23 protein-coding genes and 1 riboswitch are annotated in these 21,197 nt (G+C 43.1%); of the genes, 6 read left to right on the top strand and 17 right to left on the bottom strand.

The features are described from left to right. Positions 1-4: 4 nt before the first annotated feature. Entirely contained in the window at positions 5-469 is a 465-nt protein-coding gene (locus tag AB1I63_01925; GenBank protein MEW4353646.1) for a cytidine/deoxycytidylate deaminase family protein, read from the bottom strand. Next, positions 466-1,056: a TetR/AcrR family transcriptional regulator gene (locus AB1I63_01920; GenBank protein ID MEW4353645.1), complete on the bottom strand. Its 591-nt coding sequence runs from the start codon at positions 1,054-1,056 to the stop codon at positions 466-468. Before AB1I63_01920 ends, AB1I63_01925 begins: the two co-directional genes overlap by 4 nt. Before the next feature lie 127 nt (positions 1,057-1,183). Here AB1I63_01920 and AB1I63_01915 point away from each other — a divergent pair, with 127 nt between their 5' ends. Next, positions 1,184-2,029, top strand: a complete 846-nt coding sequence (locus tag AB1I63_01915; protein MEW4353644.1) for a DegV family protein — start codon at positions 1,184-1,186, stop codon at positions 2,027-2,029. A 125-nt stretch (positions 2,030-2,154) separates the two neighbouring features. Here the strand turns inward: AB1I63_01915 and AB1I63_01910 are convergent, their stop codons facing one another. Next, positions 2,155-3,192 carry a M42 family metallopeptidase gene (locus AB1I63_01910; GenBank protein ID MEW4353643.1) on the bottom strand — a complete coding sequence of 346 codons (1,038 nt, stop codon included), beginning with the start codon at positions 3,190-3,192 and terminating at the stop codon, positions 2,155-2,157. Positions 3,193-3,315: 123 nt separating this feature from the next. On the opposite strand from AB1I63_01910, the gene lysS reads away from it, so the two are divergent. Together lysS and AB1I63_01900 are read left to right on the top strand one after the other, a co-directional pair. Beyond that, entirely contained in the window at positions 3,316-4,806 is a 1,491-nt protein-coding gene (gene lysS, locus AB1I63_01905; GenBank protein ID MEW4353642.1) for a lysine--tRNA ligase, read from the top strand. A gap of 84 nt (positions 4,807-4,890) precedes the next feature. After that, positions 4,891-4,980: riboswitch (THF riboswitch) on the top strand. Between the two features lie 35 nt (positions 4,981-5,015). After that, the gene (locus tag AB1I63_01900; protein MEW4353641.1) at positions 5,016-5,576 is read left to right on the top strand and encodes a folate family ECF transporter S component; all 561 of its coding nucleotides are present in this window, start codon (positions 5,016-5,018) and stop codon (positions 5,574-5,576) included. 50 nt (positions 5,577-5,626) lie between these two features. On the opposite strand, the gene AB1I63_01895 is transcribed toward AB1I63_01900, so the two are convergent. The 3 genes from AB1I63_01895 to AB1I63_01885 are packed head-to-tail and all read right to left on the bottom strand — an operon-like array spanning position 5,627 to position 8,722. Further along, on the bottom strand, positions 5,627-6,892 hold the full coding sequence (locus tag AB1I63_01895; GenBank protein ID MEW4353640.1) for an ABC transporter permease: 1,266 nt from the start codon (positions 6,890-6,892) through the stop codon (positions 5,627-5,629). Continuing rightward, positions 6,892-7,587 carry an ABC transporter ATP-binding protein gene (locus AB1I63_01890; protein MEW4353639.1) on the bottom strand — a complete coding sequence of 232 codons (696 nt, stop codon included), beginning with the start codon at positions 7,585-7,587 and terminating at the stop codon, positions 6,892-6,894. Before AB1I63_01890 ends, AB1I63_01895 begins: the two co-directional genes overlap by 1 nt. Continuing rightward, entirely contained in the window at positions 7,571-8,722 is a 1,152-nt protein-coding gene (locus tag AB1I63_01885; protein ID MEW4353638.1) for an efflux RND transporter periplasmic adaptor subunit, read from the bottom strand. Before AB1I63_01885 ends, AB1I63_01890 begins: the two co-directional genes overlap by 17 nt. Positions 8,723-8,958: 236 nt before the next feature. Here AB1I63_01885 and gorA point away from each other — a divergent pair, with 236 nt between their 5' ends. The 3 genes from gorA to AB1I63_01870 all read left to right on the top strand — a co-directional run bounded on the left by gorA (position 8,959) and on the right by AB1I63_01870 (position 12,396). Further along, positions 8,959-10,308, top strand: coding sequence for a glutathione-disulfide reductase (gene gorA, locus AB1I63_01880; protein ID MEW4353637.1), 1,350 nt, complete (start codon positions 8,959-8,961; stop codon positions 10,306-10,308). 223 nt (positions 10,309-10,531) lie between these two features. Further along, positions 10,532-11,068 (top strand): biotin transporter BioY, encoded by a 537-nt coding sequence (locus AB1I63_01875; GenBank protein ID MEW4353636.1) that lies wholly within the window; start codon positions 10,532-10,534, stop codon positions 11,066-11,068. A 56-nt stretch (positions 11,069-11,124) separates the two neighbouring features. Beyond that, positions 11,125-12,396 carry a PLP-dependent aminotransferase family protein gene (locus AB1I63_01870; protein ID MEW4353635.1) on the top strand — a complete coding sequence of 424 codons (1,272 nt, stop codon included), beginning with the start codon at positions 11,125-11,127 and terminating at the stop codon, positions 12,394-12,396. Positions 12,397-12,431: 35 nt separating this feature from the next. Here AB1I63_01870 and AB1I63_01865 read toward each other — a convergent pair whose 3' ends face one another. The 11 genes from AB1I63_01865 to AB1I63_01815 all read right to left on the bottom strand — a co-directional run bounded on the left by AB1I63_01865 (position 12,432) and on the right by AB1I63_01815 (position 21,196). After that, on the bottom strand, positions 12,432-13,106 hold the full coding sequence (locus tag AB1I63_01865) for an MmcQ/YjbR family DNA-binding protein (protein MEW4353634.1): 675 nt from the start codon (positions 13,104-13,106) through the stop codon (positions 12,432-12,434). After that, complete coding sequence (locus AB1I63_01860) at positions 13,100-13,732, bottom strand: copper homeostasis protein CutC (GenBank protein ID MEW4353633.1); 633 nt, start codon at positions 13,730-13,732, stop codon at positions 13,100-13,102. Before AB1I63_01860 ends, AB1I63_01865 begins: the two co-directional genes overlap by 7 nt. Positions 13,733-14,155: 423 nt before the next feature. Beyond that, positions 14,156-14,662 (bottom strand): GNAT family N-acetyltransferase, encoded by a 507-nt coding sequence (locus AB1I63_01855; protein MEW4353632.1) that lies wholly within the window; start codon positions 14,660-14,662, stop codon positions 14,156-14,158. A 78-nt stretch (positions 14,663-14,740) separates the two neighbouring features. After that, a complete protein-coding gene (locus AB1I63_01850; protein MEW4353631.1) occupies positions 14,741-15,544 on the bottom strand; it encodes a transporter substrate-binding domain-containing protein in 804 nt (267 codons plus the stop codon). Between the two features lie 290 nt (positions 15,545-15,834). Further along, entirely contained in the window at positions 15,835-16,545 is a 711-nt protein-coding gene (deoD, locus tag AB1I63_01845) for a purine-nucleoside phosphorylase (protein MEW4353630.1), read from the bottom strand. Positions 16,546-16,557: 12 nt separating this feature from the next. Beyond that, positions 16,558-17,367, bottom strand: a complete 810-nt coding sequence (locus tag AB1I63_01840) for a purine-nucleoside phosphorylase (GenBank protein ID MEW4353629.1) — start codon at positions 17,365-17,367, stop codon at positions 16,558-16,560. A gap of 15 nt (positions 17,368-17,382) precedes the next feature. Beyond that, on the bottom strand, positions 17,383-17,943 hold the full coding sequence (locus AB1I63_01835) for a GTP pyrophosphokinase (GenBank protein ID MEW4353628.1): 561 nt from the start codon (positions 17,941-17,943) through the stop codon (positions 17,383-17,385). A 9-nt stretch (positions 17,944-17,952) separates the two neighbouring features. Further along, positions 17,953-18,483, bottom strand: coding sequence for a ClbS/DfsB family four-helix bundle protein (locus tag AB1I63_01830; protein ID MEW4353627.1), 531 nt, complete (start codon positions 18,481-18,483; stop codon positions 17,953-17,955). A 1-nt stretch (position 18,484) separates the two neighbouring features. Continuing rightward, positions 18,485-19,696, bottom strand: a complete 1,212-nt coding sequence (locus AB1I63_01825; protein ID MEW4353626.1) for a phosphopentomutase — start codon at positions 19,694-19,696, stop codon at positions 18,485-18,487. Between the two features lie 12 nt (positions 19,697-19,708). Beyond that, positions 19,709-20,380, bottom strand: coding sequence for a ribose-5-phosphate isomerase RpiA (rpiA, locus tag AB1I63_01820; GenBank protein ID MEW4353625.1), 672 nt, complete (start codon positions 20,378-20,380; stop codon positions 19,709-19,711). Between the two features lie 168 nt (positions 20,381-20,548). Then, positions 20,549-21,196 (bottom strand): HD domain-containing protein, encoded by a 648-nt coding sequence (locus AB1I63_01815; protein ID MEW4353624.1) that lies wholly within the window; start codon positions 21,194-21,196, stop codon positions 20,549-20,551. Position 21,197: the final 1 nt, after the last annotated feature.

Raw genomic sequence — 21,197 nt, 5'->3', positions numbered from 1 at the left:
CCCCCTATATTAAATCCGTCTGGGCAATCGCTTCTTTAACAGTTTCAATCGGCAAATGCACGAGCTCACAGCCTTTTTCTTGATACAAATACTGGGCATAGTCATCCATGCGGTATTCATTGATATAGACCACGCGCTTACAACCTACTTGGAGGAGCTGCTTGGAGCAATTTAAACACGGAAAATGTGTCACATAAGCTGTAAATCCTCTAGGAATCCCTCGCTCTGCTCCTTGTAAAATAGCGTTGACCTCCGCATGCAAGGTGCGCACGCAATGTCCGTCCACGACCAAACATTCCTGATCCAAGCAATGCTCGGTTCCTGAAACAGAGCCGTTGTAGCCTGTTGCTACAACTTTGTTGTCCTTGACCAAAACCGCACCAACCTTGGCACGCTTACAGGTCGCACGATTGGCAATCAAGAGCGCCTGCGCTGCAAAATATTCATCCCATGCTAAGCGTTTTGTCATTTTTTCCCTCCTTTAGACTTCTTTTTCGCCTTTTGAGGCAAGAGTGGCATGCCTAGAGCCGCTACTTTTTCAGCAGGCACCTTCATACCATCAGAAATCCACTTGATTAAGACCGAAACAATGGCTGAACTCCAAAAAGAGTTCATATAAGAAGAGGCTGATTTCTTTGAGCTGGTTCGTTTTTCTAAAAAATCAAACACAGCACTGGTCAAGACCTTCTCCAGCTGATAATCCACAGCCAAACTAATCAAACGAGATTCTTTCTTTGCCTCTTTTAATAATAGCAACCAAATATGGTAGAGATCCGCTCGCCGATTGAGCTTTCCTAATTGCTCGGTAATCTTTCGCACACGTTCGGTAAAGACTTTTTCTAGTAAATCATCTTTAGAGCCATAATTGCGATAAAACGCTGCTCTCGACACTCCGGCTCTCTCAACAAGCTCTGAAATCGTGATTTTAGCCAATTTCTTTTGTTCCAATAATTGAAGAAAAGCCGTTTCTAAAGCCTCCTTTGTCAAATGGTTGACTTCTTCATTTGCCTTGCGCAAATTTGCCAGAGATTTTTCAGATATTCTTCGTTCAGACATAACATTTTCTTTCTACTTGTCGCAACTGAATGTAAAGGATTTCAAATTCACAATATTTATGATATAATTGTAAAAAAAGACAGAACCTTTGTCAATGGTTGTTCCGTTGACAAACGTAGGAGAACCCATGACTTGGAAAATTATTGCCGACTCAGGCTGCGATTATCAAACACTTGAAAAATTGGCTATTGATACACAATTTGAAAGTGTCCCTTTGACCATTCAGATTGGTGAGGAAGTATTTGTCGATAATAGCGATTTGGATATAGATACTATGATGGAAAAGATGTATGCGACATCTACCGCTTCAAAATCTGCCTGTCCTAGCCCAGATGACTACATGAAAGCTTATGAAGGTGCTGATAATATCTTTGTCGTAACCATTACAGGAACGCTTTCAGGTAGCCATAACAGCGCCCAAGTGGCGAAAAAAATCTATCTGGAAGATCACCCAAATGCCAACATTCATGTCATTGATAGCTTGTCTGTTGGTGGTGAAATTGATTTAATTGTTGAGCAGCTCAACTTCCTCATTGAACAAGGTCTCTCTTTCGACGAAATTGTTCAAGCTATTGGCTCTTACCAAGCTAAAACCAAGCTGCTTTTCGTCCTTGCTAAGGTAGATAATCTCGTCAAAAATGGACGATTGAGTAAACTCATCGGAACCGTCGTAGGTCTTCTCAACATTCGTATGGTTGGAGAAGCCAGCAAGGAAGGGAAGCTTGAGCTCCTCCAAAAAGCAAGAGGCGGTAAAAAAGCGCTCTCTGCTGCGGTTGATGAGGTCCTAAAAGCGGGCTACAAAGGGGGCAAGATTACCATTGCCCATCGCAATAATCTTAAATTCTGCCAGCAATTTTCAGATTCTATAAAAGAGAAATTCCCGCAAGCGCAAATCGCTATTCTCCCAACATCTGGCTTATGTAGTTTTTATGCCGAAGAAGGCGGACTGCTCATGGGCTATGAAATTGACTAATATCGTCATTTCGTTTTAATGTAATACGTTGTTCACTCGTACTAAATCAAAACGAAACAACCATAAAAAGGAATAAGTAAGAAAATATGATTCTTATTTATTCCTTTTTTATTTTCCTTTACAATCTACTCTACCAAATCGCTTTGGAGGTAGCTATCCACCATTTTCTCAGTCGCCATAACAGAATCCAAATGGGTCCGCTCATACGAGTGACTAGACTCAATACCAGCGCCTAAAAGGGCGTGCTTGACCTCTGCTCCTGCTCGCATGGCTGCTGACGCGTCACTTCCATAGTAAGGATAAATGTCTAATTTATAGGGAATTCCTTGCTCTTTTGCCAAAGCTACCAAATGCTTACGAAATTCATAATGATAGGGACCAGACGCATCCTTCACACAGATAGACACCGTGTACTCATCTGTCGCTTGGTCATCTCCCATCGCGCCCATGTCAACTGCCAAATACTCCACTACCTGCTCGTTAATGCTGGAGTTCGCTCCATGTCCCACTTCTTCAAAGACGCTAAAGGCAAAATGGGTCGTCACTGGAAGCTCCACTTCCTCTTTTTGATAACGTCGTAGAAGATTCAGCAAAATAGCCGCCGATACCTTATCATCCAAGAAACGAGATTTGATAAAGCCTGTCTCTGTCACAGTCGTTCTAGGGTCAAAAGAGATAAAATCCCCTACCTCAATGCCTAAAGCTCGTGTTTCGTCAGCTGATGTGACTTTCTCATCCAGTCGTACTTCCATATTATCCTGCGTTCGCTCCACAGTCCCCGCATCACGATAGACATGACAGCTCGTCTGATGGACTAGAATCGTCCCTGAGATGGTCTTCCCTGTACTGGCTACGTGGACAAGGCAGTTTTCTCCCTCGATCATATTCCAAGGAAAGCCTCCGATTTTGTCCATTTTCAAGCGCCCGTCTGGCTTAATCGCACGCACAATAGCTCCCAAGGTATCCACATGTGCGGTCACAAAACGCTGCTTGTCATCATTTTTCCCTTTGAGGGTCACTATCACGCTACCTTTATTGGTCTTTGTAGGCTCATAGCCCAAATCCTGTAAGGTCTTCATCAGATAATCCGCCACCTCTTTGGTAAACCCAGTCGGAGATGGAATTGCTGTTAATTCTTTTAAATAATCAATCGTTTGATTCATCACATCACCTCATTTTTCTATCCTTATTATACCACAAGCCAGATTTTTTATCGCTTTCTAGCTGTACTTCTTCATTTTTTATGGTAAAATAGAAAGGAAAACCTTTGGAGGAATGAAACGACTATGTCAAATGAACATTTTGAAGAATTAAATGACCAGCAATTAGTGCGCCGTGAGAAAATGGTTGCCCTTAGCGAAAAAGGGATTGACCCATTCGGAAAACGCTTTGAGCGCACGGCAAATTCCGCAGAATTAAAAGCACAATACGAAGATAAGACTAAGGAAGACTTGGCTGAATTAGGCGCTACTGCTGTCATCGCAGGACGGATGATGACTAAGCGCGGAAAAGGAAAGGCTGGCTTTGCCCACATCCAGGACCGCGAAGGTCAGATTCAAATCTACGTCCGCAAGGATGATGTCGGTGAAGAAAACTACGAACTATTCAACAAGGCTGACCTCGGAGACTTTATCGGGGTTGAGGGAGATGTCATGCGGACCAACATGGGAGAATTATCCATCCATGCCCGCAAATTGACTCACTTGTCAAAAGCCCTTCGTCCACTCCCTGAAAAATTCCATGGCTTGACAGATACTGAAACCATTTACCGTAAACGCTACTTGGACTTGATTTCTAACCGTGAGAGCTTTGAGCGCTTTGTCACTCGCAGCAAAATCATCTCAGAAATCCGCCGTTACTTGGACGGACTTGGATTCTTGGAAGTGGAAACACCTGTCCTTCACAATGAAGCGGGTGGTGCTGCTGCCCGTCCATTTATCACCCACCACAATGCCCAAAACATCGACATGGTCTTGCGGATTGCAACGGAATTGCACTTGAAACGCCTCATCGTCGGTGGTATGGAACGTGTTTATGAAATCGGACGCATCTTCCGTAATGAAGGAATGGATGCTACTCACAATCCAGAATTTACATCGATTGAGGTCTACCAAGCCTACGCAGACTACCTTGACATCATGGACTTGACCGAAGGCATTATCCAACACACCGCAAAAGCTGTTGTCGGAGACGGACCTGTCACTTATCAAGGAACGGAAATCAATATCCACCTGCCATTCAAACGGGTTCACATGGTTGATGCCATTAAGGAACAAACAGGTGTTGATTTCTGGCAAGAGATGAGCTTTGAAGAAGCAAAAGCTGTTGCGAGCGAGCATAAAGTCCCTGTTGAAAAGCACTATACAGAAGTTGGTCAAATCATCAACGCCTTCTTTGAAGAATTTGTCGAAGATACGTTAATCCAACCAACCTTTGTTTACGGTCATCCTGTTGCTGTATCCCCACTTGCTAAGAAAAATGATACAGACCCTCGCTTTACAGATCGCTTTGAGCTCTTTATCATGACCAAAGAGTACGGAAATGCCTTCACCGAGTTGAACGACCCAATCGACCAATTGGAACGCTTCAAGGCGCAAGCCAAGGCTAAAGAATTGGGAGATGATGAAGCGACTGGTATCGACTACGACTACGTAGAAGCACTTGAATACGGTATGCCGCCAACAGGTGGACTCGGTATCGGAATCGACCGCCTCTGCATGCTTCTCACGGACACCACAACTATCCGTGATGTGCTTCTCTTCCCTACTATGAAATAAGCCTCAAAACCAGAGAATTTTCTCTGGTTTTTCTATTTACATTTTCAGAAAATTCTAGTACACTAAAGTAGCAGGAAATCCTGCAACAGAGTAGGTGGTTTGCGTTAAGTGTGTATGGATGGGATGTTGCCATACAACGAAGCGAAAGCGCGGTAAACCATTGCATCCGCTGTCTTAGGACAGCTCCACGATTTGTAAAGGAGCACGATATGCTTTCTAAAAAATCCCCTAAGTTTGGGGTTCAACTCATTGTTGTCCTTGCGATGTTAATCGCTATTCGTTATATCTTGGGGCAATACTTTTCTTTTTGGATTATTCCAAATGTCCTCAAGGTTAGCCTTTCTTTTATCGCTAATACCTTGATTGGTACGATTGCTGGTCCTATCATTTCCCTCATCGTCTTTGTGGTCAATGATGTGGTGACAGCTCTCAACTCAGGCTATCCGTTTATTATTTGGTTCACTGTGTTAGAAGCTATTCAAGGATTTTTATATGGGGCTTTCTATTATGGGAAAAAGCTTGATAGCAAAAATAAAAAAGATTGGCTCTATGTCATTCTAGCAACCACAGTCATCATGGGGATTGGAACTTTCTTTCTCACCCCCATTCTCAATCAAATCTATCAGAACATTCCTATCTCGGTGCAGTTCTTTGCCCAAGGGCGGATTTTTAAAATCTTTGAGATTCCATTTCGTGTCGTTGTCACGATGATTCTCGTTCCACAATTACAAAAAATCCCAGAAGTTAAAAAACTCATGGGACTCAAATAGTGAAAAAACCTTTGACTTAACATCCGTCAAAGGTTTTCTTATTGTATAAGTTATTCGTAACGCAGTGCTTCGATTGGGTCAAGTTTTGAGGCTTTATTAGCCGGTAAAATCCCAAATACAATCCCCACAACCGCTGAGAATAAAAGACTACCCACGGCTGATGAAATCGTAATCACTGGTGGTCCTGCAAATAGCGCATCTAAGGAATGCCCAATAGATAAAACGATAAGATAGGCAAGACCTAATCCAATCATGCCGCCAATCAAGGTCAAGACAATGGATTCAATGACAAACTGCGTCAAGATGTTGCTCCGTGTAGCTCCAAGCGCTTTTCGAAGACCAATCTCGCGCGTCCGCTCTGTCACCGATACCAGCATGATATTCATGACTCCAATACCACCGACAAGAAGGGAAATCCCTGCAATAGCTCCAAAGACCAATTGGAATACCACGACTTGTCCCTTGACTTGCGCAAGCTGGCTTTCCACATCGAGCACCTGGTATTCGCCATCTGTTGCTCCTGATAGCTTGGTCAATAGCCGAGCCGCTGCTGCCCCATCTTCCAAGGAATTCTCAAGATTTTTCGTATGAACCGTCACATTTTGAATCTCATCTCCCCCAAACTCTGCTGCGAGCTGGGTATTTGCCATGACGATATTTCCATTTGATGGGGCTACCGCCTTGATTTTTTCAAGCTCTGGATCACGGTAAACTCCAATAACTCGATAATCATTGTCTCCCAAGCGGACAATTTTATTCAAGGCTTCTTTTGGACTATTGAAGAGGATTTCAGCTAGTTTCCCATCAATCAAAATCGCTCGAGAAAAACTGCGATAGTCTGCATTGGTCAAAAGACGACCTGCAACAACTTCATAGTTCTTGGCTTGAAAATAAGAGCGATTGACACCGGTAATCGGAATATTTTCAGCTTTTTTACTGCCATAAGAGACAGCTGTCGTTGAATTGTTAGTAGCATAATATTTATCAATGCCATCTAATTCTCGAACCAGCTGCTCCAACCAAACTTCCTGAATTTTTGGAGGCTCAGTATAAACTCCAGAACCTTCATCTATTTGAGATTGGAGTTCCTCGACTGTTTGAATTCCACTTCCATCCTTACTTTTTGTAAAAGAGTAGAAAAGATTGACATCTTGACGGTTAGCTCCGACAATATCTGTAAAGGCACGCTCAACCCCACTTCCTAATGCCACGATAACCACAACGGACATGACCCCGATGATAATCCCAAGCATGGTTAGAAAGGAGCGCATTTTGTGCCCTAAAATCGAGCTAAGGGCAAATCTAAAATTTTGCATCAAGTGCCTCCTTTCACGCGACTATCAGATGAGATTACCCCATCTCGAATGACGATTTGTCGTTTGGCATAGGCTGCGATTTCAGGCTCGTGCGTGACCATGATAATGGTTTTGCCTTCGGCATTTAGATCAAGCAACAACTCCATGATCTGCTCACCTGTCTTGGTATCCAAGGCTCCTGTGGGCTCATCTGCAAGGATAATAGAAGGATTATTCACCAAGGCACGTGCAATGGCAACCCTCTGCTTTTGCCCCCCGGAAAGCTCAGATGGCAAATGATGCATACGCTCCGCCAACTCGACCTTCTCCAAAAAACGCTCTGCCAATTTCTTACGCTTTGAAGGAGCTACCCCTGCATAAATCAAGGGCAATTCCACATTTTGAAAAGCATTTAGTTTTGAAAGGAGGAAAAACTGCTGAAAGACAAAGCCAATCTGCTGGTTACGGACCTTGGCTAATCTTTTTTCACCAAGACTTGCGACCTCATCTCCTGATAAGTGGTATTCACCGCTAGTCGGTCTATCCAACATCCCAATGATATTCATCAACGTAGATTTCCCCGATCCAGATGGTCCCATAATCGCGACAAACTCGCCTTCTTCTACTTCTAAATTGATGTCTTTTAGAACTCTTAATTCCTGGTCCCCATTGCGATAGGTTTTATTGATATTTTGAATACTAATCAACTTCGTCATAAGGTTTCACCTCTTTACCCTCTTCTAAATCCGCGGATGGGTTGGTGATGACTTTGCTTTCTTTGGTCAATCCAGATGTGATTTCTTGATTTTCAGCATCAGCATTTCCAAGGGTAACTTTTACTTTCTTTGCAAGACCCTTGTCATCAATCGTCCAGACATAGCTCTTATCCCCGTCCGCTAAAATCGCCGTTACTGGAATGAGCAAGCCCTTGCTATCATTTTTCACTTCCATATTGACCGAGAATCCTTGTTTCAAGTCACCGATTTCACTTGTGATTTCTACGGTAAATGGATATTTGGCACCCGATTGAGCGCCTGTGTTAGTAGCTGCTCCTTGGCTATCTTTTGGATAATCAGAGATAAAGTTAATCTTTCCTGTCCAAGTCTTGTCTGGGTAAACTTTTGAGGTGATGGTCACTTCTTGACCAACTTTAATATTGGCAAGGTTAAACTCTGACAACTCACCCTTGACTTGAAGATTGCCGTTGCTGACAATATGCACAAGAGTTTGATTGCTGCCTGTGTTGGATTTGGATACATCGTGGTTCACCTCGACAACCGTTCCTTCACCAGTACTCAAAACCGTGGTATTGTTAAGAGCCGTTAAGGCTTTATTGAGATTATCAACGGCATCTGCGCGATTGTCTTGGAGTTCACGCAACTGAGAATCCACAGAGCGTTGAGCGGTTGCGACACTATTTGTATCAGCTTCAGTATCCCCTGTCTTATCAACGGTCACTCCATAGGTATTTAGGTCATTGATTTGACGGTCGATTTTATTAACCGCACGAGCAGCGGCATCGTAGGCTGTTTGGGCATCCACACTGGTGTACTGAACCAAGGCTTGACCTTCGCCTACCTGCTCACCCACACTCACATAAATACTCTCTAAATCTCCTTTGGTCGCATCGAAATAAACGTATTGCTCACGCTCAGCAGCGACCGATCCTGCTAGAAGGACAGATGAAGCAACAGAGCCTTCCTTTGGCTTTTGAACCATCGGTGTTGCATTTTCAACCGCATCTCCACCTCCTGCGCCTCCGCCAAAGAGGAGAAATCCTCCTGCTGCTAACACGATGGCTGAAGCAGTTCCAATCAAGCTATACAACTGCCATTTCTTTAATTTTTTCATTCTTTTTCCTCCTGAAAAATAGTTAGTTTTATTTTATCATAAAATAAACGTTTTCAACGACAAAATTTTAGGTTTCTCAACTCCTTTATCTGTACTATCTATATAATACAATAATACATTTTAAAAATCAAGCCTTTTCCTCATTTTTCTTGTGAACATGACTCCAACGTAGCGGATTTTTGCATTCATGCAAGAAAAGCGATACAATGATAGCAACGATACTAAAGGAGAAAACCATGAGAGAATATGATTTAATCACCATTGGCGGAGGGAGCGGCGGTATCGCGACCGCTAACCGTGCCAGTCTTTATGGTGCAAAAGTGGCTGTAATTGAAGATGATCTGCTCGGGGGTACCTGTGTCAATCGCGGCTGTGTCCCTAAAAAAATCATGTGGTACGGCGCTCAAATCGCTGAAAGCATTCAGAAATATGGAGCTGACTACGGATTTACAAGTAGCGAGCAATCCTTTGATTTTGCAACTCTTCGCAAAAATCGTGAAGCCTATATTGATCGCTCCCGCAATTCTTATACAAATACCTTTGATAAAAATGGTGTCGAAGTGATCCGTGGACGAGCACGTTTTGTCTATCCACACACCGTTGAAGTGGGTGGGGAGCTGATTTCTGCGAAACATATCGTCATTGCCACAGGTGGGCACGCCTTTGTTCCAGCCATTGAAGGAGCTGATTTAGGCTTGGTATCTGACCACGTCTTTGAATGGGAAAATCTTCCCCAATCCGTTGCCATCTTAGGAGCAGGCTATATTGCTGTTGAGTTGGCAGGGGTGCTCCATGCTCTTGGAGTAAAAACAGATTTATTTGTCCGTGGTGACAAGCCACTTCGGAATTTTGATGACTACATCGTAGATGGCTTGGTCGAAGAAATGGCGAAAGTCGGACTCCAACTCCACACCCATAAAGTCCCCAAACGGCTCGAGAAAATGGATGATGGAAAGATTCGTATTCATTTCGAAGATGGAAGTCATGCAAGTGCTGAAAAAGTCGTCTGGGCAACTGGACGCAAACCAAATGTGGCTGACCTCAACTTAACAGCCGTTGGTGTTAGTCTCAACGAGCGTGGCTTTATCGCGGTCGATGAGTATCAAAATACGACAACCAAAGGAATTTACGCTCTTGGAGACGTCACAGGCGAAAAAGAATTGACCCCTGTTGCCATCAAGGCAGGCAGAACACTGGCTGAACGCCTCTTTAACCACCAGCCCCATGCCAAAATGGATTACACCAACATTCCAACGGTAGTCTTTTCTCACCCTGCTATTGGGACCGTAGGACTGACCGAAAAAGAAGCGATTACCCAATACGGCAAGGAAAATATCCGTATCTATACTTCTAGCTTTGCCTCCATGTACTCAGCCGTAACGAGCCATCGCCAACAAGCACGCTTTAAGCTCGTTACCCAAGGACCTGATGAAAAGGTTATCGGACTTCACGGCTTGGGCTACGGAGTGGATGAGATGATTCAAGGTTTTGCTGTGGCTATTAAAATGGGTGCGACGAAGGCGGACTTTGACAATACCGTAGCCATTCACCCGACAGGCTCAGAAGAATTCGTCACCATGCGATAAAAAGAAGAACTAAAATTCTACTAAGAAGCTGAGACTAACGTTTCAGCTTCTTTTAGTATAAAAGAGTTAGGTCTTACTTGCCATAACATTGGCTTTCATTTTACGAGGATTTCTTACATTTTTGTAAGAAACAGGCCTCTTTTTCCGATGAGACAGATAAGACTTGACTTTTTTCCTTTTTGAGATAAAATAGTTACCATAAAAAAGAAAGTTGGTTTACAATTTGAAAAAATATGCCTATCTGACCTTACCAGCACTTGGCGCTGCCTTTATCTCTGTCCTAGCCCAAATCACGCTAGCCATTGGCCCCGTTCCCTTTTCCTTACAAAATATGGCGATTGGCTTGATTGCTACGATTTTTTGGCCTAAAGAAGCCATCCTGTCAGTCCTGCTCTATCTGCTCCTCGGGGCGATCGGTTTGCCTGTATTTGCTGGAGGGCATGGCGGTTTTTCAGCCCTCATCGGACCGAGTGCTGGTTACTTGTGGGGCTATATTGCCTATGTCAGTCTCACCTCCGCTCTCACTCAGCCCAAAAGCTCTATTTTTTCTATTTTCATGGCAAATCTGCTTGGGGATACCCTCGTCTTTCTCGGAGGTATTCTAGGACTTCATTTCCTTGCTAGTATGCCCTTTGAAAAAGCGTGGCTCGTAGGTGTTGTGCCCTTTATCCTACCAGATTTGGCAAAACTCCTCCTGATTAGCTTGATGAGCCGTCCAATCTTTAAAAGCCTTACCCAGCAATCTTATTTCAAGAGTTGAGAAATCTTGAAACATACAGTACAATGAGGAGGAACAAAAAAGGATAGGCGGATTTTATGAAAGAAAGTAAATACAAAACAATCCTTCACTACATCCAGCAAGAAGTCGAAAACGGCAAGCTTAAAACAGGCGATAAATTGCCCTCTATCCGCAAGCTGAGTCAGCTCTTTCAATGTAGCAAGGACACCGCCCAGCGAGCTCTTCTTGAATTGCGGCATCTACACATGATCTATGCCATTCCAAATAGTGGCTATTATGTGCTTGAGCGTGATGAAGAAAAGAATGACCTCCCTCTAAAAGTAACAGAAGACCACAATCAGGCTTATGAAGATTTCAGACTCTGTGTCAATGAAACCTTGATTGGACGAGAACACTATCTATTTAACGACTATCCTCAACAAGAAGGGCTCCTAGAACTCCGAGAGTCTATCCAGCAACTCTTGCTAGATTCTGCCATCTATGGACGCTTAGAGGAATTCGTCATCACCTCTGGCACCCAGCAAGCCCTCTATATCCTGTCCCAAATAGACTTCCCCAATCAGCAAAGCCAAATCCTTGTGGAACAACCGACCTATCATCGGATGAATAGCTTGATTAAATCCCAGCATTTACCCTATCGCACGATTGAGCGGACAACTGCTGGCATTGACCTTGATGAACTAGAAGAGATTTTCAAGTCTGGTCATATCAAGTTTTTCTACACGATTCCTCGCTTTCACTATCCTCTGGGGCATTCTTACAGCCGTAAGGAAAAAGAAGCTATTTTAGCGCTGGCAAAGACCTATCATGTCTATATCGTAGAGGATGATTATTTGGCGGATTTTGATGCAAAAAGAGAACTCACCTTTCATTACCTAGATGAGCAGGAGCAGGTGATTTATATCAAGTCTTTCTCGACCAGTCTGTTTCCTGCCTTGCGGATTACAGCCCTGCTGCTTCCTGCAGCGCTCAAAGAGACTTTCTTAGCCTATAAAAGTGCTGTGGACTATGACAGCAATCTGATCATGCAAAAAGCTTTGGCACTCTACATTGACAATCTCATGTTTGAAAAAAATCGGCTCGCGCTCCTCAACCAGCAGGAAAAAGCACAAGAACAGACCAAGCAATTACTCGCAAATACTCCACTGCCTTGCTTATACACCCAAACTCGGGATGGATTGATTTTAGAGATTACAAACGCTCGCTCAATCAGCGCTCTTAAACACAGCGGACTGGCACTTGATTTCTTTGAAAAAGCCTATTTGCAGGATTGTCCTTATCGCTATGCTAAGATTCGCTATGAAAACTTAAGGCAGGTTTTACCGCATCTACAAGAGTATTTTAAATAGAAAAAACGAGGTTGGATACTAGATTCCAGCCTCGTTTATTGTGTTAAAGAATAGCTTCGCTCTATCAGCTCAAAAATAGCTTGGTCCGAAATGGAATCATTTAAAGGAATACTGAGCCAATATTTTTTATTCATGTGGTAAGCAGGATAATACCCCTCTGTTTTTAGAAGTGTCGCCACCTCATCATGCTTGAGGGTCAAGATTTCAATCTTTCCTTCCTTATTGGCATAGAATTTCTTCCAATCCAGCGTCATCACAATGCCATACCATTTCTTGGTCTTTTGATGACGAAGAGCTCCCGCAGGATAGGCAGTATGTGGACCCAAGCGTTCCCATAGATAGTCGATTTTACCATGATAGCTTGCCGCAATCCTCTCTAAAATCCGCTCTGTCTGTGCATGCAGAAAACGATTCGCCTGAAAGCAGCTTTCACGAATCTCTAGCAAAAGTTCCGCAACTTCCTGCCGTACCTGTCCTACAAATGTCCCTGTGACATTTTCTACCCAAAAAGGGGCATAGATTTCCTGAGTCTCGCTATCCAGCACTTGAAGAGAAATGTCTCTCCCACTAATCCCAATCCTCACTAAAAACTCACCTTCTAAGATAGTTTGTGCGTAGGTATAGCTGTCTTTTTCCTTATGAAAGCCATACAACTCAAGCTGATTTTCATCAACTTCATATCCTTTAAAAATCTCCAACATCTCTACCATACAATCCTCGTTCCATGTAATTGATCAACTCCCAAGGCTGCGGCAATCCTTTCACGATTTTCTGTCGAAATCCCACCACCAGGTAAGATTTCAATCCGACCATCGCTATACATCATTAGCGTTTTTAGCCAATCCAGATTGTCCAAAATATCTGTTCCTGCTGCACCACCATGAGTCAAAATCCGTGTCACTCCTTGCTTTTCTAACCAATCCATAGCTACGAGCTGCTGGTCTTTTGACAGACAATCAAAAGCCATGTGAAAGACGATTTCCATGCCGGCAGAAGCTGCAATCAATTCTGTAAGAGCGGACTTATCAAGCTTATTTTCTTCTGTCAATGCACCGAAAACAACTCCCTGCGCCCCACTTTCCTTAGCCCAGCGAATATCCTCCAGCATCATCGCTAGCTCAGCCTTGGTATAGACAAAATCTCCACCTCTAGGACGAATCATGACCATAACCGCTGCCTCATAGTCTTTCGCTAAGGCAAGCGTTTCTTTCATCACCCCCATGCTCGGTGTTGTACCGCCCACAGCTAAATTATCACATAGTTCTACACGCTGAGCTCCTGCCTGAAAAGCTCGCTCTACCAAGGTCCCATTTTCTGCACAAAATTCAAATATCATTCCTTACTCCCTCCAATATTTCTGATAATTTTTCACAGTGTCCTAACCATTTCACAGCATAGTCTTCTTTTGATAAGATTCGCTCCTCTAAATCACAGATATAACAAATTCTTTGATTTATATAGTTGCTTATTTTTGATTTAGTACGAGGCAACGAGTCGCAGGCATAACTTAGGTTAGATACGACGAGTTAACGATGTCATAAATCAAAACTAAATAACTATACATTCTGCCAAACAAGCGTCGTATAAAACCCAAGGTAGATTATCTTGATCCAGATAAACAGGGATTTTAGTAAAATCTGCTTGATAAACCACAGAAGCTCTCCTATCCCCATCAGTCAAAAGATACTCCTCATCCTTTTTCTGAATAGGCAACGGAGAAAAATTCTCCTTTTTAAACCACTGCTTGACTTGGACGTAGTTATCTAATATCCATCATCAAGGGCAATTCGTAAGAGTAGCCTTTATCCGTCTGACATAGCTGCTGAAATCCTAACGAAGTAAATAGAGCTTTAGAAGCCACATTAAACTCATAAATCTCCTGCACCCGCAAATAGTCAAACCCAAGCTCTCTAGCCCGCTCTATCAAAGTCTTAACCACAGCTCGTCCAATCCCACAGCCACGATAGCTCTTCTCACCAATGACAATCGGCAGATCCTCTTGCCAAAAAGCGACATCACCAATCGCTTTCCAACTCTTAGCTTCATCCACCTCAATGAAATAGACTTCCCCTCGATGACTGAGAAACTCATACATCTGTTGAATCGTCTTGTGAGAATAAGGTTTTCCAACCGCATCTAGCAAATACACCATATCGGTATCTTGGTACCAAGGATAGGCTAGATCCAATTGACCATCATAGGCACGTAAACGAAGTCCATCTGAGACAAAGAGCATCTCTGGCTGAGAAATACTAGGAATTGGCATGAAAAGACCTCCTTTTCCTTTTATTATACCATAAAAAAGAGGACTGGAAATTAAGTTCCAGTCCTCTGTAATCATCGTTTACTCCGCAACACTGAGTTTTGAAGCATTTTCAAGATAGGTTTTGTAAGTGCCTTCTGCTTTCACTTTCTTGACAACCTTATCGACGACCTCTTTTAGCTCATCGCTCCCTTTTGGCATGGCAACAGCATTGGCGTCACCTCCTGTTGTTTTAAGCGCTACCTTAGCCACAGCCAAGTCCTTGTTTTGAGCTGCATAGCTGAGAGCTACTGGCTCATCCAAATTCACCGCTTCCACTTTTCCTGCCTGCAATTCATTGATGGCTTCCCCCATATTGGTGAGAGAAATGAGATTGGCTTTTGGCAACTGCTCCTTCACCATACTCTCAGGAATAGAACCTTTTTGAGCAGCTACACTGACTCCGTCAAAAGCTTCCAAACTTGCATACTTATCCAAATCTGCCTTGCGCACCAAGAGGCTGATTTTTGTATCATAATAAGATTCTGAAAAATCAAAAACGGCTTTACGCTCATCGGTCACAGCCAAACCTGAAATAGCAAGATCTGCTTTTCCAGCTTGCAAACTCGTCAAGACATTGTCAAAACTCATGGTTGAAATCTCTAGTTTCACACCAAGTTCGTCCGCGATGGCCTGTGCCAAATCCATATCTGCCCCTACAACCTTATTTTTTCCATCCACCAAGGTTTGAAATTCAAAAGGTGCATAGTCTGGACTGGTCGCAACGACCAATTTTCCTTTGGATTTTATCGCATCTACACCTGCATTCGTAGAAGACCCACAAGCAGCCATGCTAAAAGCTGTTACAGCCGTCATTGCTGTTAGTAATAATTTTTTAAACTTCATAAATATACTCCTTTGTTTTCTTTACCTGTATAATCATACACTTGTTTTCTGAAAATGTCAAGTTTTGCATTTTCATTTTGACAACTTACGACTAATCTATTGTTATAAAAATTCCTTCCCTTGTTTTTTTATACATAAAATCTTACAATTTTTTTGAAAGATTGTCAAGCTTATTTTGAATAAAAATTTCACTTTTTTATCATTTATACAAGAAAAAAGCTTGATAGCAATATTATCTTGCATAAAAAAAGCTCAGAGAGCTATCACCCTCTGAGAGAAGTATCATTCTTTTATTTTGCAATCAAAGTTTCCAAACCGACTTTCATCATATCTGTAAAGGTTGTTTGACGTTCTTCTGCTGTCGTATCTTCATCTGGGTTGACCAAGCTATCAGAAATCGTCATGATTCCAAGCGCCTCTACACCGTGCTGAGCAGCAAGATAGTAAAGGGCCGCTGCTTCCATTTCAACAGCGTGAACACCCATAGTTCCTAATTTTAGGTTTTGCTCGTAGAAGTTTGAGTAAAAGACATCAGATGACAAGACAGAACCGACATGCGTTGTCATGCCTAAGTCTTTCGCAATGTGATAGGCCTTATCTAACAAGTTAAAGCTTGCGATTTGTGGGAAATCATACATTGGAAAATCGTTGCGGATCATGTTTGAGTTGGTCGCAGCCGCTTGCGCAAGGACCAATTCACGGACATGGACATCTGGATTCAGAGAACCTGCTGTCCCCACACGAATCAAGCGTTTTACACCGTAGTCCACAATTAACTCACGCGCATAAATCGAAATAGACGGCATTCCCATACCTGTTCCCATAACGCTGACACGCTCACCTTTGTAAGTTCCAGTGTAGCCATACATGCCACGGATTTCGTTGAACAAGACCGCATCTTCTAAAAAGTTTTCTGCGATGAATTTTGCCCGCAAGGGATCTCCTGGCAATAAAATCTTGTCAGCAATCTCGCCGACCTTTGCTCCAATATGAATAGACATTTTTTTCTCCTCTTATAATCCTGCTAAGATAGCTTTTACCAAGCCTTTGAAATCTTCTTTAATCCGTGTTGTCACTTCGACCACTTCTTCATGGTTGAGTGAGCTTTGGAAACCAGCTGCATAGTTGGTAATAGCTGAAATTCCTAGCACCTTAATACCTGAATGTACGGCTACAATCACTTCTGGCACAGTTGACATACCGACTGCAGATGCTCCCATGGTTTGGTAGGCACGGATTTCTGCCGGTGTTTCGTAGGTTGGACCAGACACGCCAAGATAGACCCCTTCTTCTACCTTGACACCTATGCTGTCTGCAATTTCTTTGGCTTTGGCACGATAGTCCTTGCTATAAGCATCTGACATATCTGGGAAACGTGGGCCAAATTCGTCCAAGTTTTCACCGATGAGTGGATTGGTGCCAATCATGTTGATATGGTCATTGATCATCATGAGTGTTCCTGGACCAAAGCCAATTCCGCCTGCTGCATTGGTTACGATCATGCTATGGCAACCAAGTGCTTTCATGACGCGAACTGGGAAGGTTACCACGTCCATTGGATTTCCTTCATAAAAGTGGAAACGTCCTTGAAGGGCCAAGACTTTCTTGCCTGCCAAGTCTCCGTAGACCAATTTTCCTGCATGACCTACAACCGTTGATTGACCCCAGTTTGGAATGTCTGCATAGTCGATGACAATGGCATTTTCCACCTCATCGGCTAACTCACCCAAACCTGACCCCAAAATCAACCCAAATTCTGGAGCTGTAAGACCTTTTGCTTCCAAAAAACCTTTTGTTTCTTGGATTTTTTCCATTAGTGACATTTAAATTTTCTCCTTTTAGTGTACAAAGCTACGCTTATATAGCCTATGACTTTCGATATTTGTTTCTGCATCCTTCTCATCCCAAATCTGCAATTCCCACGGATAGTAAAAATTGCTCTGATTTTTAAAATAGATATGAATACCGACATAGCCATCCCTATCTCTGATATACCAATTTTTCAGTCCATAGGTCGCTTTCCAATCATCCAAGCGCTCGAAAATATCAAAAATATCTTCAGACTGAAGAATCACTCGCGCGCCGAAAATATCATTTAAAATGTTATTAACGGGATACTTGGTATCTCTTTTTTTATAGGAATCAATCTTGTACAGAATGCTTTCTGCCGTCTTTACACGGTAGTAATAATGAATATCCTTTACATCGGCACGGTACAAGTAATCATTGATTGATTCATGCAAATTGAGGCGATAAGATAAGATGTGTTCGGTCGGTACCTTAGCAAAAGTATGAGAAAGATTGACTTTTGCTACCTTTCCTGTTTCAAAATAATCCTTTGAGTACAGGTGATGAATGTGATTGATTTCCGCAATCAAGCGTTCTACTTTTTCAATCATACAACCACCCTATTTTTCTTGTTCAAGCGTAAGATATACTTTCTTCCACTTGCGAATCTTCGTTCGAAAGTTGGTAAATGGTGCAACAGTATTGATATGAATCCATTTCCAAACAGGCCACTTACTAGGTGTTGAACTAGCCCATTTGCGACTCTCCGGCTGAAATAGCTCCTCATCCGTGTAGCTAGCCACCTGCTCTAAGACAGAGCTAAGCTCTTTCTCAAACTGCGTAATCAAGTCCTGTAAAGAATTGCTTGCATAGGCTGCATAAAAGGTCTGATAGAGTCCGCTGAGCTGATTCCACTTAAAGTCTCTATGCGGGGTTACGACAGGAAGTCCTGCCTTCTCATCTCTTTCCCAGCTTTGTAGCAACTGCAGCCAGCCTAATTGATAGGCAATCATCTGGGCAGGACTACGATCCACTCCGTCAAGAAGCAAATCTTTGTCCGCTTCAGAAATGGTCGCAAATTCCCCGATAAAGAGTGCTGCTCGCTTTTTTATTTCAACTATGAGGGCTGATTTGGATTCATATTCTTTCATCTTACACCAAGTGTTCTAGGAAGCTTTCCCCAATCTGGCTCTTTTCAACACCAAAGTTATCCGCAATGGTTGCTGAGATGTCCGCAAAGTGTCCAACTGGAATATTACCAGCTGCCTTGAGTGATTTTCCAAAGATGAGCAATGGCACATATTCACGCGTGTGGTCAGTTCCGACATAAGTCGGGTCGTTTCCGTGGTCAGCTGTAATCATGAGCAGGTCATCTTCACGAAGATTTTCGATGATTTCTGGTAAACGTGCATCAAATTCTTCCAAGCAATCGCGGTAGCCTTCTGTATCACGGCGGTGTCCATAGACTGCATCAAAGTCAACGAGGTTCGTAAATGACAAGCCTTCGGTAAAGTCCTCATTTTGCAAGACCTTGATGAAATTGTCAACCCCGTGATTGTTGGACTTGTTGTGTCCCATATCGTGAGAAATGCCTGCACCGTTGAAGATATCGTTGATTTTTCCAACACCATAGGTATCGATTCCTGCTGCTTTCAAGTTATCCAGCACGGTTGGGGCAAATGGAGATACAGCATAGTCATGACGATTGGCAGTCCGCGTGAAGTTGCCCGGTGTTCCGACATAAGGACGCGCAATGATGCGACCCAATAGAGATGGACGCTCAAGGGTAATCGAACGTGCGTATTCACAAATCTTGTAGAGTTCGTCCAATGGGATAATCTCTTCGTGGGCTGCAATTTGCAGAACAGGGTCGGCTGAAGTATAGACAATCAACTCACCTGTTTCCATTTGGCGTGGGCCAAAGTCATCAATGACTGCTGTTCCTGAATAAGGTTTGTTGGCCTCACGAATAATTTTGCGTCCTGAAAATTCTTCGATTTTTTGGAGAAGCTCTTCTGGGAATCCGTCCCAGAATGTATCAAATGGGTCTGTGATGTTGAGTCCCATGATTTCCCAGTGACCAGTCATGGTGTCTTTTCCACGTGATACTTCTTCTAATTTTGTCACATAACCTGTTGGATTTTCTTCAAGAGCAACGGTTTTAAGCGGTGTATCGCGCTCGATATTTCCAAGACCGATTTTCGCCATATTTGGCACAGTCAAGCCCGCTGTTTCTGAGATATGTCCCAAAGTATCAGACGTCGTATCTGGCTCACCTGCATTGAAAAACTGATCTGCATCAGGCGCAGCTCCAATCCCTACTGAATCTAATACAACAACGTGCATGCGTTTAAATTTTGCCATTTTTTCTCCAATCTATTTCTCTAAAATCTCTAAGCCTTTTTGCCCTGCTACAATCACAGTCTGCACCATGCCATTAAAGAGCCCATGCTCCACCACACCAACAGTGCGATCAAGCGTTTCTGCGAAGGCGAGAGGATTGTCAATCTTTTTCAAATCAAGATCAATGATGAAATTTTGCATATCCGTGACAAAACGTTTGCCATCTGTCTCACGGAAACTTGGCTGGTAGCCTGCCTTTTCAAAGCGACGAAAAACTTGCTCTGCACCGTATTGCACCACTTCGACTGGAAGTTTAAAAGCCCCCAAGTGCTCTACTAACTTGCTTTCATCTACCACCCAAATATAATGCTTGGTAGGCACTGCAACGACCTTTTCCATCAAAAGGGCACCACCCCCACCTTTAATGCCGTTAAAGTCTTTATCAACCTCATCTGCACCATCTACTGTCACATCGACCGTATCGACCTGGTCAATAGACTTCAGAGGAATGCCCAGTTTTTCTGCCTGCTGGGTCGTGACACTAGACGTTGTTACAGCCGTGATTGACAAGCCCTCCTCACGCACACGACGCCCAATTTCCTCTACAAAATAATAAGCAGTCGAACCTGTGCCCAGACCAACCACCATGCCATCTGTCACATATTCAGCAGCTTTCACGCCTGCCATCTGCTTTAAATTTTCCATATTGGCTCCTTTCAGTGATGATTGTGCGTCTTGATAGAACGTTTTCACAATCCGTCACTACTATTATGACACATATTTGAAAAAACTTCAATGTTAGACTAACGTTAGATTGAAAAATCGACTAAACAGCCGATTTTCTATCTATAACTCTGCCTATGACACCGACCTTCAAGCTTTTCCATCCCATTCTTGGTAAAACTGCTCCAAATACATTTCCATAAACTCATGACGACTTTGCGCCAGCTCTTTTGCTACTTTTGTATTCATACGATCTTTTAATAGCAGAAGCTTTTCATAGAAATGCATAATGGCGCTAGATTGACCATTTCGGTATTCTTCCACAGTCATAGAATCGCGCGGTAGGAGATAAGGATCATGAATTGGACGCTCGCTATAAGCGGAATAACACATCACACGTGCAATTCCAATCGCTCCAATAGCATCTAATCGATCAGCATCCTGAACAATTTTTCCCTCTAAACTGACAGGAATAACACCTTTTCCACCTTTAAAGGACATGGTTGCAACAATCTCTAGAATATGCAAACGATCACTGTCAGTCACTCCCTGCCCCATCATCCACTGAGAAATTTTCTCCAGCCCCATCTCTTGAGAGGGGTTGAATTTTTCATCCGCCACATCATGAAGAAGGGCTGCTAATTCGCAAATAAAGGAATCTGCCCCTTCCAACTCCGCTAGTTTTTTCGCAGTATTTCTGACACGCATGGCATGCCAATCATCATGACCACTCCTATCCTGTCCCATTTCTAGTTGGACATAGCTTTCTGCAGCCTTTAAAATCTCATCTTTTCTCATC

This window comes from Streptococcus pneumoniae (assembly GCA_040719455.1).
In the GTDB taxonomy this organism is placed as follows: domain Bacteria; phylum Bacillota; class Bacilli; order Lactobacillales; family Streptococcaceae; genus Streptococcus; species Streptococcus pneumoniae_G.
This window is presented reverse-complemented; position numbering and strand designations above follow the sequence as displayed.

What these genes read in the sequence shown, in the direction of transcription:
- AB1I63_01890 (MEW4353639.1), bottom strand. Translation starts at nt 7,587, where the DNA reads ATGACGAAGTTGATTAGTATTCAAAATATCAATAAAACCTATCGCAAT.
- AB1I63_01830 (MEW4353627.1), bottom strand. Translation starts at nt 18,483, where the DNA reads ATGAAAGAATATGAATCCAAATCAGCCCTCATAGTTGAAATAAAAAAG.
- lysS (MEW4353642.1), top strand. Translation starts at nt 3,316, where the DNA reads ATGTCAAATGAACATTTTGAAGAATTAAATGACCAGCAATTAGTGCGC.
- rpiA (MEW4353625.1), bottom strand. Translation starts at nt 20,380, where the DNA reads ATGGAAAATTTAAAGCAGATGGCAGGCGTGAAAGCTGCTGAATATGTG.
- deoD (MEW4353630.1), bottom strand. Translation starts at nt 16,545, where the DNA reads ATGTCTATTCATATTGGAGCAAAGGTCGGCGAGATTGCTGACAAGATT.
- AB1I63_01815 (MEW4353624.1), bottom strand. Translation starts at nt 21,196, where the DNA reads ATGAGAAAAGATGAGATTTTAAAGGCTGCAGAAAGCTATGTCCAACTA.
- AB1I63_01895 (MEW4353640.1), bottom strand. Translation starts at nt 6,892, where the DNA reads ATGCAAAATTTTAGATTTGCCCTTAGCTCGATTTTAGGGCACAAAATG.
- AB1I63_01840 (MEW4353629.1), bottom strand. Translation starts at nt 17,367, where the DNA reads ATGTCACTAATGGAAAAAATCCAAGAAACAAAAGGTTTTTTGGAAGCA.
- AB1I63_01865 (MEW4353634.1), bottom strand. Translation starts at nt 13,106, where the DNA reads ATGGTAGAGATGTTGGAGATTTTTAAAGGATATGAAGTTGATGAAAAT.
- AB1I63_01870 (MEW4353635.1), top strand. Translation starts at nt 11,125, where the DNA reads ATGAAAGAAAGTAAATACAAAACAATCCTTCACTACATCCAGCAAGAA.
- AB1I63_01835 (MEW4353628.1), bottom strand. Translation starts at nt 17,943, where the DNA reads ATGATTGAAAAAGTAGAACGCTTGATTGCGGAAATCAATCACATTCAT.
- AB1I63_01920 (MEW4353645.1), bottom strand. Translation starts at nt 1,056, where the DNA reads ATGTCTGAACGAAGAATATCTGAAAAATCTCTGGCAAATTTGCGCAAG.
- AB1I63_01900 (MEW4353641.1), top strand. Translation starts at nt 5,016, where the DNA reads ATGCTTTCTAAAAAATCCCCTAAGTTTGGGGTTCAACTCATTGTTGTC.
- AB1I63_01915 (MEW4353644.1), top strand. Translation starts at nt 1,184, where the DNA reads ATGACTTGGAAAATTATTGCCGACTCAGGCTGCGATTATCAAACACTT.
- AB1I63_01910 (MEW4353643.1), bottom strand. Translation starts at nt 3,192, where the DNA reads ATGAATCAAACGATTGATTATTTAAAAGAATTAACAGCAATTCCATCT.
- AB1I63_01855 (MEW4353632.1), bottom strand. Translation starts at nt 14,662, where the DNA reads ATGCCAATTCCTAGTATTTCTCAGCCAGAGATGCTCTTTGTCTCAGAT.
- gorA (MEW4353637.1), top strand. Translation starts at nt 8,959, where the DNA reads ATGAGAGAATATGATTTAATCACCATTGGCGGAGGGAGCGGCGGTATC.
- AB1I63_01925 (MEW4353646.1), bottom strand. Translation starts at nt 469, where the DNA reads ATGACAAAACGCTTAGCATGGGATGAATATTTTGCAGCGCAGGCGCTC.
- AB1I63_01885 (MEW4353638.1), bottom strand. Translation starts at nt 8,722, where the DNA reads ATGAAAAAATTAAAGAAATGGCAGTTGTATAGCTTGATTGGAACTGCT.
- AB1I63_01860 (MEW4353633.1), bottom strand. Translation starts at nt 13,732, where the DNA reads ATGATATTTGAATTTTGTGCAGAAAATGGGACCTTGGTAGAGCGAGCT.
- AB1I63_01850 (MEW4353631.1), bottom strand. Translation starts at nt 15,544, where the DNA reads ATGAAGTTTAAAAAATTATTACTAACAGCAATGACGGCTGTAACAGCT.
- AB1I63_01825 (MEW4353626.1), bottom strand. Translation starts at nt 19,696, where the DNA reads ATGGCAAAATTTAAACGCATGCACGTTGTTGTATTAGATTCAGTAGGG.